This is a genomic window from Cupriavidus pampae (assembly GCF_914271485.1).
Classification (GTDB): Bacteria; Pseudomonadota; Gammaproteobacteria; order Burkholderiales; family Burkholderiaceae; genus Cupriavidus; species Cupriavidus pampae.
Genome location: NZ_CAJZAG010000003.1, coordinates 326,398 through 339,510, shown reverse-complemented (window position 1 = coordinate 339,510; position 13,113 = coordinate 326,398). Strand labels below are relative to the sequence as shown.

14 protein-coding genes are annotated in these 13,113 nt (G+C 65.9%); 5 read left to right on the top strand and 9 right to left on the bottom strand.

What is annotated here, in order from left to right:
- The 4 genes from xerD to LDO41_RS09235 all read right to left on the bottom strand — a co-directional run bounded on the left by xerD (position 1) and on the right by LDO41_RS09235 (position 3,113).
- Positions 1-918, bottom strand: a complete 918-nt coding sequence (xerD, locus tag LDO41_RS09250; protein WP_377742211.1) for a site-specific tyrosine recombinase XerD — start codon at positions 916-918, stop codon at positions 1-3.
- A 17-nt stretch (positions 919-935) separates the two neighbouring features.
- The gene (locus LDO41_RS09245) at positions 936-1,415 is read right to left on the bottom strand and encodes a methylated-DNA--[protein]-cysteine S-methyltransferase (RefSeq protein ID WP_223985304.1); all 480 of its coding nucleotides are present in this window, start codon (positions 1,413-1,415) and stop codon (positions 936-938) included.
- 83 nt (positions 1,416-1,498) lie between these two features.
- Positions 1,499-2,476 (bottom strand): tripartite tricarboxylate transporter substrate binding protein BugE, encoded by a 978-nt coding sequence (locus LDO41_RS09240; RefSeq protein ID WP_223985302.1) that lies wholly within the window; start codon positions 2,474-2,476, stop codon positions 1,499-1,501.
- Positions 2,477-2,504: 28 nt separating this feature from the next.
- Positions 2,505-3,113 (bottom strand): chalcone isomerase family protein, encoded by a 609-nt coding sequence (locus LDO41_RS09235; protein ID WP_223985299.1) that lies wholly within the window; start codon positions 3,111-3,113, stop codon positions 2,505-2,507.
- Between the two features lie 217 nt (positions 3,114-3,330).
- Here LDO41_RS09235 and LDO41_RS09230 point away from each other — a divergent pair, with 217 nt between their 5' ends.
- Positions 3,331-4,224 (top strand): AEC family transporter, encoded by an 894-nt coding sequence (locus tag LDO41_RS09230; protein ID WP_223985296.1) that lies wholly within the window; start codon positions 3,331-3,333, stop codon positions 4,222-4,224.
- On the opposite strand, the gene queG is transcribed toward LDO41_RS09230, so the two are convergent.
- The gene (gene queG, locus LDO41_RS09225) at positions 4,217-5,458 is read right to left on the bottom strand and encodes a tRNA epoxyqueuosine(34) reductase QueG (RefSeq protein ID WP_223985293.1); all 1,242 of its coding nucleotides are present in this window, start codon (positions 5,456-5,458) and stop codon (positions 4,217-4,219) included. The genes LDO41_RS09230 and queG overlap by 8 nt on opposite strands.
- A gap of 16 nt (positions 5,459-5,474) precedes the next feature.
- On the opposite strand from queG, the gene tsaE reads away from it, so the two are divergent.
- Together tsaE and LDO41_RS09215 are read left to right on the top strand one after the other, a co-directional pair.
- Entirely contained in the window at positions 5,475-6,008 is a 534-nt protein-coding gene (gene tsaE / locus LDO41_RS09220) for a tRNA (adenosine(37)-N6)-threonylcarbamoyltransferase complex ATPase subunit type 1 TsaE (protein ID WP_223985285.1), read from the top strand.
- Positions 6,002-7,534: an N-acetylmuramoyl-L-alanine amidase gene (locus LDO41_RS09215; protein ID WP_223985280.1), complete on the top strand. Its 1,533-nt coding sequence runs from the start codon at positions 6,002-6,004 to the stop codon at positions 7,532-7,534. The genes tsaE and LDO41_RS09215 overlap by 7 nt, the downstream gene beginning before the upstream one ends.
- A gap of 10 nt (positions 7,535-7,544) precedes the next feature.
- Here LDO41_RS09215 and LDO41_RS09210 read toward each other — a convergent pair whose 3' ends face one another.
- Positions 7,545-8,576 (bottom strand): bile acid:sodium symporter family protein, encoded by a 1,032-nt coding sequence (locus LDO41_RS09210; protein ID WP_223985277.1) that lies wholly within the window; start codon positions 8,574-8,576, stop codon positions 7,545-7,547.
- Between the two features lie 98 nt (positions 8,577-8,674).
- Between LDO41_RS09210 and LDO41_RS09205 the strand changes: the two genes are divergently transcribed.
- Positions 8,675-9,580 (top strand): LysR family transcriptional regulator, encoded by a 906-nt coding sequence (locus tag LDO41_RS09205; RefSeq protein WP_223985274.1) that lies wholly within the window; start codon positions 8,675-8,677, stop codon positions 9,578-9,580.
- Here LDO41_RS09205 and LDO41_RS09200 read toward each other — a convergent pair whose 3' ends face one another.
- Positions 9,581-10,348, bottom strand: coding sequence for a class I SAM-dependent methyltransferase (locus tag LDO41_RS09200; protein ID WP_223985272.1), 768 nt, complete (start codon positions 10,346-10,348; stop codon positions 9,581-9,583).
- Positions 10,349-10,475: 127 nt separating this feature from the next.
- On the opposite strand from LDO41_RS09200, the gene LDO41_RS09195 reads away from it, so the two are divergent.
- Positions 10,476-11,324 (top strand): helix-turn-helix transcriptional regulator, encoded by an 849-nt coding sequence (locus LDO41_RS09195; protein ID WP_223985270.1) that lies wholly within the window; start codon positions 10,476-10,478, stop codon positions 11,322-11,324.
- A gap of 65 nt (positions 11,325-11,389) precedes the next feature.
- On the opposite strand, the gene LDO41_RS09190 is transcribed toward LDO41_RS09195, so the two are convergent.
- Together LDO41_RS09190 and adk are read right to left on the bottom strand one after the other, a co-directional pair.
- Positions 11,390-12,148 (bottom strand): SDR family NAD(P)-dependent oxidoreductase, encoded by a 759-nt coding sequence (locus LDO41_RS09190; RefSeq protein ID WP_223985268.1) that lies wholly within the window; start codon positions 12,146-12,148, stop codon positions 11,390-11,392.
- Positions 12,149-12,313: 165 nt separating this feature from the next.
- On the bottom strand, positions 12,314-12,979 hold the full coding sequence (adk, locus tag LDO41_RS09185; RefSeq protein ID WP_223985267.1) for an adenylate kinase: 666 nt from the start codon (positions 12,977-12,979) through the stop codon (positions 12,314-12,316).
- Positions 12,980-13,113 lie beyond the last annotated feature (134 nt).

Genomic DNA, 13,113 nt, shown 5'->3' with positions numbered 1-13,113 from the left:
CTAGCCGCGCGGATGATGTTGCTGGTGCAGTTCGCGCAGGCGCTCGCGCGCCACGTGCGTATAGATCTGCGTGGTGGAGATATCGGCGTGCCCCAGCAGCAGCTGCACCACGCGCAGGTCGGCGCCGTGATTCAGCAAATGCGTGGCAAACGCGTGTCGTAACGTATGCGGCGACAGCGGGGCATGGATGCCCGCTTCGCGCGCATGCTTCTTGATCAGATGCCAGAACGCCTGACGCGTCATGCCCTCGCCGCGCTGCGTGACGAACAGCGCGTCGCACGCGCGGCCCGCGAGTAGCGCCGGGCGCGACTCGGCCAGATAGCGGCGCAACCAGTCGCCAGCCTGCGCGCCGAACGGCACCAGTCGCTCCTTGTTGCCCTTGCCGCCAACCACGCGCGCCACGCCTTCGTTGAGGCCCACTTCGACGGTCTTCATCTGCGTGAGTTCGGATACGCGCAGCCCGCTCGCATACATCAGCTCGATCATGGTGCGGTCGCGCAGGCCGAGCGGCGCTTCGGTGTCGGGCGCGTCGATCAGCGCCTCTACCTGAGCCTCGGACAGCGTCTTCGGGAAACGCGGCGCTTGCTTGGCCGGCCGCAGCAGCAGGCACGGGTCGGCCGTTATCAGATGCTCGCGCAGCGCCCACTGGAAGAAGCGGCGGAACACGGTCAGACGGCGGTTGGCCGACGAGGCGCGCGTCTCCGCATGGCGCGCGGCGAAGTAGGCCGACAGCGAGGTGTCGTTGACGCCAAGCAGCGCACCGTGGTCGTTCTCGTGCAGCCACCGCGCGAGCATCGACAGGTCACGGCGATACGCGTCGATCGTGTTGCGCGACAGGCCGTCCTCGAGCCACAGCGCATCGCAGAAGCGATCGACGAGCGTGAGGTCCGCGGCCAGCGCCGCCTCGTCTACCTGCACGGCTACCTGGGCCGCGCTCACAACAGCATCGCGCCTTCGTGGCGCAGCAACCAGCGTTTGACACCGAGGTGGAACCCTTCCTCGCCATGATGGGCGAAGCCGCCGAGCCCGCTCGCGCTGACCACGCGATGGCACGGGATCACCACCGGAAACCAGTTCTGTCCACACGCCTGACCCACTGCGCGCGGCACGCTGCGCAGGGTCTTGGCGATGGTGCCGTAGGTGGTCAGGCCCCCGCGTGGCACGGCACAGATCTGGTCCCAGACGCGACGCTGAAAGTCGGTGCCGCGTGCGGCGAGCGGCAGATCGAAGACGGTATTGGGATCGGCGTAGTACGCGTCGAGCTGCGCGGCCACTTCGCGCAGCAGCGTGCTGGCGGGCGCGATGGCGTCGTACGAATCCGGCAGATAGACCAGCTCGGCAACGGCATCACCGTCGGTACGTACGCCGACCTTGCCGAACGGGGCGGGGAGGATGGCATCGAACTGGGCAGGCATGCGTCAGGGCAAAAAGGGCGTAAAAAAAGGCACAGAACGGATTCTATGCCTTTTGATCCTGCCTGCCGAAAACCAATACGGCGTTACTGCTCGAGCTTGATGTTCTGCACCTTGACCAGGTTCTTCATCTTCTCGAATTCCTTCTTGATCTCGGCCGCGTGCTGCGCCGGCGTGTTGCCCGACGGTTCGGCGCCGGCCGCATGCAGGCGGTCCGCGAAGCCCTTGTCCTGCAGCGCCTTCACGACTGCGGCATTGAGCTTGTTGATGATGTCGTCAGGCGTGTTGGCCGGTGCCACCAGACCGTACCAGGCCGGATCGTTCGGCTCCTTCAGACCCAGTTCGCCAAAGGTCGGCACGTCGGGCAGGCCCTCGATGCGCTTGTTCCATGCCACGACCAGCGGGCGCAGCTTGCCGGCCTTGATGTACGGCATCGACGACGGCAGGTTGTCCACCATGATGGGCACCTGGCCCGCCAGCACGTCGTTCAGCGCGGGGCCCGCGCCGCGATACGGGATATGGACGATGAAAGTCTTGGTCGAGACCTTGAACTGCTCGCCGAGCATGTGACCGAAGCCGCAGGTACCCGACGACGCGTACGAGTACTTGCCCGGGTTGGCCTTGAGCACCGCGATGAATTCCTTGTAGTCCTTGGCCGGGAAGTTCGGGTTCACGGCGATCACGTTGGCCACGTTGGCGACGTTGGCGATCGGCTTCAGGTCCTTGATCGGGTCGTACGACAGCTTGGGATTGCAGGCCGGGTTCACCGCCATCGTCGACACCGTCGAGATGCCGATGGTGTAACCATCGGGCGGGGCCTTCGCGATCGCGTCGGCGCCAATCGAGCCACCGCCACCGGCGCGGTTCTCCACCACCACCGGCTGACCGAGGATCTTGCTCATCTGGTCGGCCACGCCGCGGCCCACGATATCCGTCGTGCCACCGGGCGCGAACGGGATAATCAGGCGGATCGGCTTGGTCGGGTAGGACTGTGCCTGCGCAATGGTCGGCAGGGTAGCCGAGGCCGCGAGGGCCAGGAACAAAGCGGTTTTGCCAGCTTGCATGAGAGGGTGTCTCCGGTTGAATGCGTGTTCAGTCGCCCAGCAGTCCGCGCTTGAGGTCGCGGTCCACCGGATGCTCGCCCAGGTAGATGCGCAGCACCGCCTGGTAGAAATCCTCGCCCGGAATCGGCCGGCCGCGTGGAATGCCATTCATGGCCACGACGGTCCCGGTGTCCGGGGTGAAGTCGAAATTGATGATGTCGCCGCGGCGCGCGGTGCCCACCTGGTTCATGGTCTGCGCGAACTGGGTCAGCCGGTCCGACAGCATCCGGAACTGCAGTTCGCTGTGGTTTTCGCGTATGCCTTCGCTGAACGCCTTGATGAACGTGTCGGCATCCACTTCGCGCAGCGGCCGGATCTGTAGCCGCTTGGGCCCCTGCGTGCCGAGCGCCAGCGTCGCGTTGCGCGCGCGTTCGGGCAGATACAGCGCGGCGACGTAACCCTTGATCACGAACATCGAGCGCAGGCCCGCACCGTTGAGCGGCAACTCCTTGCCGCCGAGCCGCGTCGCGTCGTCGAAGCGCACGCCCTCGATCTCGCCCGCGCTGGCGGGCAGCACGCACGCGGCGAACGCCACCGCCGCGCCGAGCAAGGCGGCACGAGGCAGGACGCGAGACGAGAAACGGAACGCAGACAACATGGCTACCACGGTACAGCGGATGTGCCGATCTACGCACAAATGTATGGTTGATCGGACATCCGAAAACAAAATTCGGCATGCCATGTTGCCCGATCTCTGGAACAATACCCATCCGTATCTGCCCTAAGCCGCACTTTTGGCATTTTGGCGCAGTGCAACAGAAAACGTGCGCTACAGACGACACGGCATATAACGAAAACACGACATCCGGAGACCCATGTCATCCGCCTTGCTGTTGATTCCAGATTTCAGCCTGATCCTGATCGGCTGGCTGCTGGTGCGGTACTCGCCGTTCGACCGCGCATTCTGGGCGGGCATCGAACGCCTCGTCTACTTCGTGTTGTTCCCGGCGCTGCTGCTGCAGTCCACCAACAGCGCGAAATTCGATTTCTCGTCGACCTCGGCCATGCTGGGCCTGGCGCTTGCCACGACCGCGTTCGGCATGGTCGGCGGCTACCTCGTCAAATGGGTGCTGCGGCCCGATGCGATCGACTTCGCGTCCGGATTGCAGACCGCATTCCGCTTCAACTCGTATATCGCGCTCGCGATTGCGGCGCGTCTGGGCGGCAACGAAGGCCTCGCGCTGATGGCCATCATCGTCGGCTGCTCGGTGCCGATCTGCAACGTCGTGGCGGTCTGGGCGCTCGCGCGGCATGGCGAGTCGCGGCTGTGGCGCGAGCTCGCGCGCAATCCGCTGATCCTCGCCACCGCGGGTGGCCTGCTGACCAACGTGCTGGGGCTGCATCCGCCCGAGGTGGTCGGCATGATCCTCGGCCGCCTAGGCTCGGCGTCGACCGCGCTCGGTTTGATGACCGTGGGCGCCGGCCTGCAGATGACGGGGGCATCGGCCACCGCGGGGCCGATGGCATGGTGGAGTGGCGTGAAGCTGCTGGCGATGCCGTGCTTCGCATGGTTCGTCGGCCGCTATCTGCCGCTGACCACGCTGCAGTATCAGATCGTGGTGCTCTACGCTTCGCTGCCGACGGCCTCGAGCGCATACATCCTGGCAGTGCGCATGGGTGGCAATGGGCCGCTGGTCGCCGCGACGATCTCGGTGATGACCATTGCGGCCATCATCACCACGCCGCTCTGGCTGGCGCTGGTCAGCTAGCGGACGAGGGCGCGGCCACGTCCTGCGCCAGTGCCCAATCCACGTGCTCGCGCACCAGTTCGCTGGCCTCGTGCTGCCGCGCGTGCAGCGCGGCGCGGATGCGCGCGGCCAATGCGTCATCGGCGTCCTCGGCATCATCGCCGCCGGATGATGCCGCGCGCAGGCTGTTGCCGAGTCCCACCGCAAGGTTGCGCAGCCACCGTTCATGGCCGATGCGCCGGATCGGGCTGCCTTCGAGCCGCTGGTTGAACTCCGCTTCGGTCCACAGGAACAGCGCGACCATGTCGGGCGCGTCGAAACCGTTGCGCACGTCGAAGTCCGGCAGCGTGGCGCGGTGCGCGAACTTGTTCCACGGGCACGCGAGCTGGCAATCGTCGCAGCCGTAGACGCGATTGCCCATCGGCGCGCGGAGCTCGTCGGGAATCGCACCCTTGTGCTCGATGGTCAGGTACGAGATGCAGCGTCGCGCATCGATGCGGTACGGCGCGACGATCGCCTGCGTCGGACAGATATCGATGCAGCGCGTGCACTGGCCGCAATGCGGCGTCTCGGGCGGGTCCGCGGGCAACGGGATATCGACGAGGATCTCGCCGAGAAAGAACATCGAGCCGCCTTCGCGATCGAGCAGCAGCGTGTGCTTGCCGCGCCAGCCGAGCCCACCCTGCGTCGCGAGCGCGACCTCCATCACGGGTGCGGAATCAGTGAATACGCGATAGCCGAACGCGCCGAGTTCCTGCTCGATGCGGGTTGCCAGCTGCTGCAGGCGGCTGCGCAAGACCTTGTGATAGTCGCGACCCCGCGCGTAGACCGAGATCACGGCTGTGGCTGGGTCGTCGAGCCGCGCGAGTTCGTGCGCGCGCCAGCCGGTGTCGAGACCTTCCGGGACGGTCGCCGGCAGATACGGCATGCGCGCGACGATCGCGCGCACAGTACCGGGCACGAGTTCGGCTGGCCGCGCGCGACGCGTGCCATGGTTCGCCATATAATCCATGTCGCCGTGATGACCGGCCGCGATCCATGCCAGCAATCCCGCTTCGGCATGGCTCAGATCGACATCCGCAATACGCACCGCATCGAAACCGAGTTCGGCGCCCCAGCTCCGGATCGACGCGACGAGCGTCTGCAGCCCGTCCGCACTCGCGCTCGCGGTTGCGGTTTCGCTGGTACTGCAGCGGGTATCGGATCCCTGAGGCGCTGGCGATGTGGCTGGCGCGGGTACGGCTTGCTCGGTCATCCCCGAATTGTACGCAATGCCCCTGCTCCAAGAACGCATCCTCGCGCTGCCCGACGAAGCCGCCACCGAACGGTTCGGCGCGGCGCTGGCCGGCGCGGCCCGCACGCTGCCGCCGCGCACGATCCACGTCCAGCTCTCCGGCGACCTCGGCGCGGGCAAGACCACGCTCTCGCGCGCGGTGCTGCGCGCGCTCGGCCATGCCGGCAAGGTCCGCAGCCCCACCTACACGTTGTGCGAACCGTATGAGGTGGCACGTGCCGATGGCTCGCCATTCACGGTCTATCACTTCGACCTCTACCGTTTTGCCGATCCGGAAGAATGGATCGATGCGGGCTTTCGCGACTGCTTCGCGGAGCCTGCGTTCAATCTGGTGGAATGGCCCGAGAAGGCGGGACGCCTGCTTGGGGAACCTGACCTGCATGTGTTGCTCCAATCGGACAACCGCGGTCAGATTGCGGTGCCGGACGGTGCCGGCGAGGGCGCCGATGCCCGCATGGCCACCCTGCGGGCCTATACTCCCACTGGACTTACCTTGCTGACCGCATGCTGATCAAGCGAATCGCCACTGACCGACCTGATATCTCGACCGCACCGAATGCTTCCAACGGTGTGCTGACGGCGCGCCGCAAGTGGATGGCGCAGTGCCTCAAGTTGGGCGCTGGCTCCGTCGTCCTGACACTGGCCGGACCGCAGATCGCGTTTGGCGCCAATATCGTCGCGGTGCGCGTGTGGCCCGCCGAAGATTACACACGCGTGACCATCGAGTCTGACAGCGCGCTTGCTGCCACCCATCAGATGGTGCGTGGACCCGACCGGCTCGTGGTCGATATCGACGGGCTCGACCTCTCGCCGACGTTGCGCGAGATCGTCGCCAAGATTGCCTCCAACGATCCCTATATCCAGAGCGTGCGCGTCGGCCAGAACCGGCCGCGCGTGGTGCGGCTCGTGTTCGACCTCAAGGAAGACGTCTCGCCGCAGGTGTTCACGCTGGCGCCGGTGGGCGACTATCGCAACCGTCTGGTGTTCGACCTGTATCCGGTGAATGCGCCCGATCCGTTATGGAAGCTCGTGCGCGATACCGAGGACAAACAGCGTCGTTTTGCCTCGAGCGCGCCGCCGCCGGGCAACGAGGGGGTGTCCGGCGCGCCGGCCGGTGCGGAAGAAGACGCGATCGGCGCGATTGTGCGCAAGCTCGAGGACAAGGATCAGATTCCGACCGGTACCACGGCACTGCCGCCGGCGGTGGCAGCGGTCAAGCCGAAGCCCCCCACACCATCGCCTTCGTCACCGTCCGCCGCCCCGGCGGTACCGGTGCCGCCGCCGATGGCGCAGACCAATGTGCCGCCGCCCAGCCAGTTCAAGTTGCGCCGTCTGCTGACGGTGGCGATCGACCCCGGTCACGGGGGCGAGGACCCCGGTGCCACGGGTGCTGCCGGTTCGCATGAGAAGAACGTGGTGCTGCAGATCGCGCACCGCCTGCGCGCGAAGATCGACGCGCAGCCGAACATGCGCGCGATGATGACGCGCGACGCCGATTTTTTCGTGCCGCTGAACGTACGCGTGCAGAAGGCGCGCCGCGTGCAGGCCGATCTGTTCGTGTCGATCCACGCCGATGCGTTCCTGTCGCCCGAAGCGAAGGGCGCCTCGGTGTTCGCGCTGTCGGAGCGCGGTGCGTCGAGCTCGGCCGCGCGCTGGCTCGCCAACAAGGAAAACGCCGCGGATCTGATCGGCGGCGCCAATATGGGCAACAAGGATGCGCAGGTTGCGCGCGTGCTGCTGGATCTTTCCACGACCGCGCAGATCAACGACAGCCTGCAGGTCGGCAACGCGGTGCTCAAGGAGATCGGCGGTATCAACCGCCTGCACAAGGGCAGCGTGGAGCAGGCTTCGTTCGCGGTGCTCAAGGCGCCCGACATTCCGTCGATCCTCGTCGAGACCGCGTTCATCAGCAATCCCGAAGAGGAGCGCAAGCTCAACGACGATGCCCATCAGGAGCAGCTCGCCAACGCGATCCTGCGCGGCATCAAGGCCTACTTCGCGAAGAATCCTCCGCTGGCGAAGGCTCCTTCGGTTTAAGGCAAGGCGATCAGGCGCGCACCGTCGACCGGTTGCGCACCACCTCGTCCTCGCGGTTCGCGTAGCGGGCCGCGATCACCGAGCAAACGATCAACTGCAGCTGGTGATACACCATCAGCGGCAGCACCAGCAGACCCAGCGCGGGATGACCGGCAAACAGGATCTTGGCCATCGGAATACCGTTGGCCAGGCTCTTCTTCGAGCCGCAGAACACCGCGGTGATCTCGTCCTCGATCGGGAACTTCAGGCGGCGCGCGGTGAACGTGGTCGCGCCCAGCACGACCAGCAGCAGCACGGCGGCCAGGCCCATCACGGCGGCAATGGTCTGCCACTGGTACTGGTGCCACAGGCCGGCGGCAGTGGCATCGCAGAACGAGGAATACACGATCAGCACGATCACGCCACGGTCGATCTTGTTGGTGATCTGCTTCTTCTTCGCGAGCCAGTTGCCGATCAACGGACGCGCGGCCTGGCCGAGCGCGAACGGCAGCAGCAGTTGCAGCGCGACGCCCATGAGCGCTTTGCCCAGCGGCATCGAGGCACCGCTCGCGCTGATGACCAGACCCATCAGCAGCGGCGTCAGCGCCATGCCGATCAGGCCAGAGATGGTCGCATTGAAGATCGCGCCGGGCACGTTGCCGCGCGCCATCGAGGTCATCGCCACCGACGAGGACACCGTGGACGGCAGCACGCAAAGATAGAACACGCCCAGCAACAGGTCGTTGGGCAGGGTCTGGCGCAGCGTGAGCATCAGGATCACGCCGACGACCGGAAACACGACGTACGTGAACGATTGCACGAACGCGTGCAGGCGCCAGTGCTTCGCCCCCGCGACGAGCTTCTCGCGAGAGAGCGCGGCGCCGTGCAGGAAGAACACGAGCGCGACACCGATATTGGTAACAATGCCGAGATGCAGCGGGCCGTCGCCGGTGCCGATTTCGGGGGCGAGCAGCGCGATGGCAATCGCGGACAACATGATCAGGACAAAGCCGTCGATCAGGTCGTAGGTCTTTTTGAAAGGCGCGAGGATGGCGGTGGTCATTGACTAGGGATATTGCTTAAGGGTTTCCGCCTAGTATTGGACGACAGAGCTGTCTAGAATGCAAATTCATTTATTTCATTCATTAATCTAACGTTCGCATGAATTACACGCTTCGGCAGTTGCGGGTCTTCCTGGCCGTCGCGGCGCATGGGAGTTTCAGCCGGGCCGCCGATGCGGTGGGCCTGACCCAGCCCGCCGTTAGTCGCGGGGTGCAAGAGCTTGAAGAAGCACTTGGAGTGCGGTTACTCGACCGTACGACGCGTGAAGTGGTGCTAACCGATGCGGGAATGGCACTGGTGCCGGCGCTCGAACGCCTGCTTGGGCAGCTCGATGACACGCTCGAGGAGACGCGGCAACTGGGCGAGCGCTATCGCGGACGGGTGGTCATCGCAAGCGCGCCAACCATTTCGGCGCGGCTCATGCCGATGTACGTGGCCGCCTGCGCGCATGAATATCCCGAGATTCGGTTGTTTATTCGCGACAACGTCCAGGCCGACGGGCTCGAGCAGATTCGGGCGGGCGCTGTGGATTTCGGCGTGCTGATCGATCCGATGGCGCGTGACGGGCTGACGATCGCAGACCTGGCCACTGATCCGTTCTGCTTCGTCTGCCGGCGCGATCATCCGCTCGCGGGCGCGGAAACCGTGCCATGGAGCGCGCTCCACGGCGAGCGGCTCGCGTTGCTCGATTTCGCTTCGGGTAGCCGGCCGCTGATCGACCGCATTCTGGCGCGGCATGGCGTGACGCCGCACGTGGTGCAGGAGCTTGGCCACTCGGCCAGCGTGTTCGGCATGGTCGAGGCTGGCATTGGCGCGTCGGTGCTGCCATCGTTCTCGCTGCCGTTGCCGGCTGCGTCGCCGCTGGTATCGCGGCCGCTGGTGCCGCGCGAGGAGCGCAGCATCGTGATGGTCCGTCGCGAGGATCGCTCGCTGTCGCCCGCGGCCGCGGCGGTCTGGAACATGATCCAGAACCTGCCGATCCCGGCCGAGGCGATGGCGGCCTGATCAGGGCGCCTTGGCGGTCAGCATCATCGTTTCGAGCGAGAAACTGCCGTCGGGCTTGACGCGATAGCGCTCGACGACCTCGCCGGGCGCCTTGGTCCACAGGTGGCGAATGGCCGCGATGGCGACGTCGGGCGTGCGCATGCGCGCGACCCAGGTGTCGAACTCGAGGTCGATATGCCAGAGCGGCGCCACCGCGACGCCGAACCCGGCCGCCTCGAACATCTGCTGCCACACCGTGGGCGAGTAGTCGCGGATATGCGACGGGTCGCGCAGCAGTTCGACCGATTGCAGCCACGTATCGCAGAGTGGATCTTCCGCGCCGGCGATATCGATCATCATGACCGTGCCGCCCGGCTTCAATACGCGCCGCATCTCGCGCAGCGCGGCCGGCACGTCGCGCCAGTGATGCGCGCTCATGCGCGAGACCACGGCATCGAAGCTCGCGTCGGCGAACGGCAGCGTCTCGGCCGCGCCCTGTTGCGTGCGGACATTCGCAAGGCCGCGATCGCGCGCGGCGCCGGCGACCACGTCGAGCATTTCCGAGGACAGGTCGTAGGCGACGACCTCGCCGGCCACTGCGGCGGCGGCAAAGCTCGCATGGCCGGCCCCGCAGCCCAGATCGAGCACACGACCGGCGCGTACCGCCTCCAGCTTGCCGAGCGTCTCCTTCAGTTGCGTCAGATCCGCGCCCTGGGCGTGGACCGCGCTCGTGAGGTAGGCATTGGCGGTGGCGCCGAACTGGGCGGCGACGAGTTCCTGTTGTTGCATGACGATCGACCTTGTTCTTGTGGGAAGGGTGGCGGCAGTTGCCGGAGCGGCAGCCTTCACGTACTGTAGATGCCCAATTGTCCCGGTACAACTCACTGCTTTATCCTGGTATAAATCGCACCACCCAATGGATCCCGAAGCCCCTTCCGTCGCGCTTTCATCCGAGTTTTCGTCCGAGTTTTCGTCCGAGTTTTCGTCAAAAGACAGCGCGCTCGGCACGTTCCTCCGCAACCATCGCGAGCGGCTGACGCCGGCCGACGTCGGCCTGCCGCCGGGTCGGCGCCGCCGGACACCGGGGCTGCGCCGCGAAGAAGTCGCCCAGCTCGCGGGACTCAGCGCCACATGGGTCACGTGGCTCGAGCAGGGCCGGCCCGTGGCGATGTCCGCGCGCGCGCTCGACGGGCTCGCGCAGGCATTGCGGCTCTCGCGGGCCGAGCGCGCCTATCTGTTCGCGCTCGCGGGCAAGGCGGAGCCGCGCGCCGCGGCCGATCCGTCCGTGCCGGCCGCGCTCCTCGAGAGCGTGCAGGCGATCGCGGGCCCCGCGTATCTGCTCGACCGCCAATGGACGGCGCTAACGTGGAACGCGGCGGCCGCCGATCTGTTCGTGGGGTGGCTCGATACGGGGAGCGACGATCGCAACCTGCTACGCGCGATGTTCCTGTCGCCGCGTCTGCAGGCGCGCGTCGAGGACTGGCCGCATCGCGCGGCGCGCCTCGTGGCGGAGTTTCGCGCGCATAGCCTGCGCCATGCGGGGGACGCGCCGACCCGGGCGCTCGTGGCGGGACTGCAGGCGGCGAGTCCCGCGTTTCGCGATGCCTGGGACTCGCAGGACGTTGAAGAGCGGCAGGGCGGCAAGCGGGGATTCCACTTGCGCGCGCCGAGCGGCGAACCCACGGTCGTCTACTTCGAGCAGTTGACCTTCATCCCGCCGGCAGCGCCCGGCACGATGCTCGTGATGCTGCTGCCCGCGCGGTAATCGAGTCGATGACCGAGTCGATGACCGAGTCGGTGACGCGGGGGGAGTCGATTATTGGGAGTCGACTATTTCGGCTGCATCCGGATCGCGCCGTCGAGGCGGATCACCTCGCCGTTGAGCATGGTGTTGCCCACAATTGCACGCACGAGCCGCGCGTACTCGACAGGCCGGCCCAGACGCGAAGGGAACGGCACCATGCGGCCCAGTGCATCCTGGACTTCCTGCGGCATGCCCAGCAGCATCGGCGTCTCGAAAATGCCCGGCGCAACGGTCATGCAGCGCACGCCGTCGCGCGCCAGATCGCGTGCGATCGCCAGCGTCATCGACACCACGCCGCCTTTCGAGGCCGCATACGCGGCCTGGCCGATCTGGCCGTCGTAGGCAGCCACCGACGCGGTGTTCACAATCACGCCGCGCTCGCCTTCCGCGTCCGGCGTGTTCTGCACCATCGCCGCGGCGGCCAGCCGGATCATGTTGAAGGTGCCGATCAGGTTGATGCGGATGGTCTTCTCGAACTGGTCGAGCGGATGCGGGCCGTTCTTGCCGACCGTCTTGGCGGCCGTGGCGATGCCCGCGCAGTTCACGAGCCCGCCCAGCCGGCCCATCGCCTGCGCCGCGGTGACCACGGCCTGACCGTTGGCCTCGGACGTGACATCGCAGCGCACGAACGCGCCATCGAGCTCCTTGGCCAGTGCCAGACCCGCGGTGTCGTTGAGATCCGCGATCACGACCTTGCCGCCGTTCTCCGCGAACATGCGCGCGGCGCCCGCGCCGAGTCCGGACGCGCCGCCCGTGACGATGAATACGTTGCCCTGAATGTCCATACCGTGTCTTCCTCTTGTTATCGTTGCGCCGGTTACGTTTGATTTACGTATACGTCAATCAAGAGGAATTCTACGGCGGCTTCGGTGTGGCCGAAAGGTGGAACGCGCGCGCGGACGAAAAAAAAGCGACCCGGACGGATCGCTTTTTCTCTGGCGCGGCGGAGATTACTTGAGCGCGTCGAACACGCTGGCGGTGATCTTGTCCACGTCGCCGAGGCCCGAGATCTTGCGATACTTTGGCGCGGCAACCTTGGCCGAGGCGTCGCCGTTGGTGGCCCAGTTCGAGTAGTAGTCGACCAGCGGGCGCGTCTGCTTGGCATACACGTCCAGGCGCTTGCGCACGGTTTCTTCCTTGTCGTCGTCGCGCTGGATCAGCGGCTCGCCCGTGACGTCGTCCACGTTCTCGGTCTTGGGCGGGTTGTACTTGACGTGGTAGGTGCGGCCGGAAGCGGCATGTACGCGGCGGCCGCTCATGCGTTCGATGATCGCGTCGAACGGCACGTCGATCTCCAGCACGTAGTCGATGGCGACGCCGGCTTCCTTCATCGCTTCAGCCTGCGGAATCGTGCGCGGGAAGCCGTCGAACAGGTAGCCCTGATCGCAGTCGCATTCCTTCAGGCGATCCTTGACCAGACCGATGATGATGTCGTCGGACACCAGACCGCCCGCGTCCATCACCTTCTTGGCTTCCAGGCCGAGCGGCGTGCCGGCCTTGACGGCGGCGCGCAGCATGTCGCCCGTCGAGATTTGCGGAATGCCAAATTTTTCGCAGATGAATTTGGCTTGCGTGCCTTTGCCGGCGCCGGGCGCGCCCAACAGGATCAAACGCATTTACGGGTCCTCAGAAGTTTTTGGAATCTGGTAAAGCGGGAGACTTCGAAGGAGGGTACCGCCGCAGCTTGACGCGGGACTTACGGCAGGCGCATCTCATGGAAAACCCCATGACGTAGTCATGTTGCAACCCT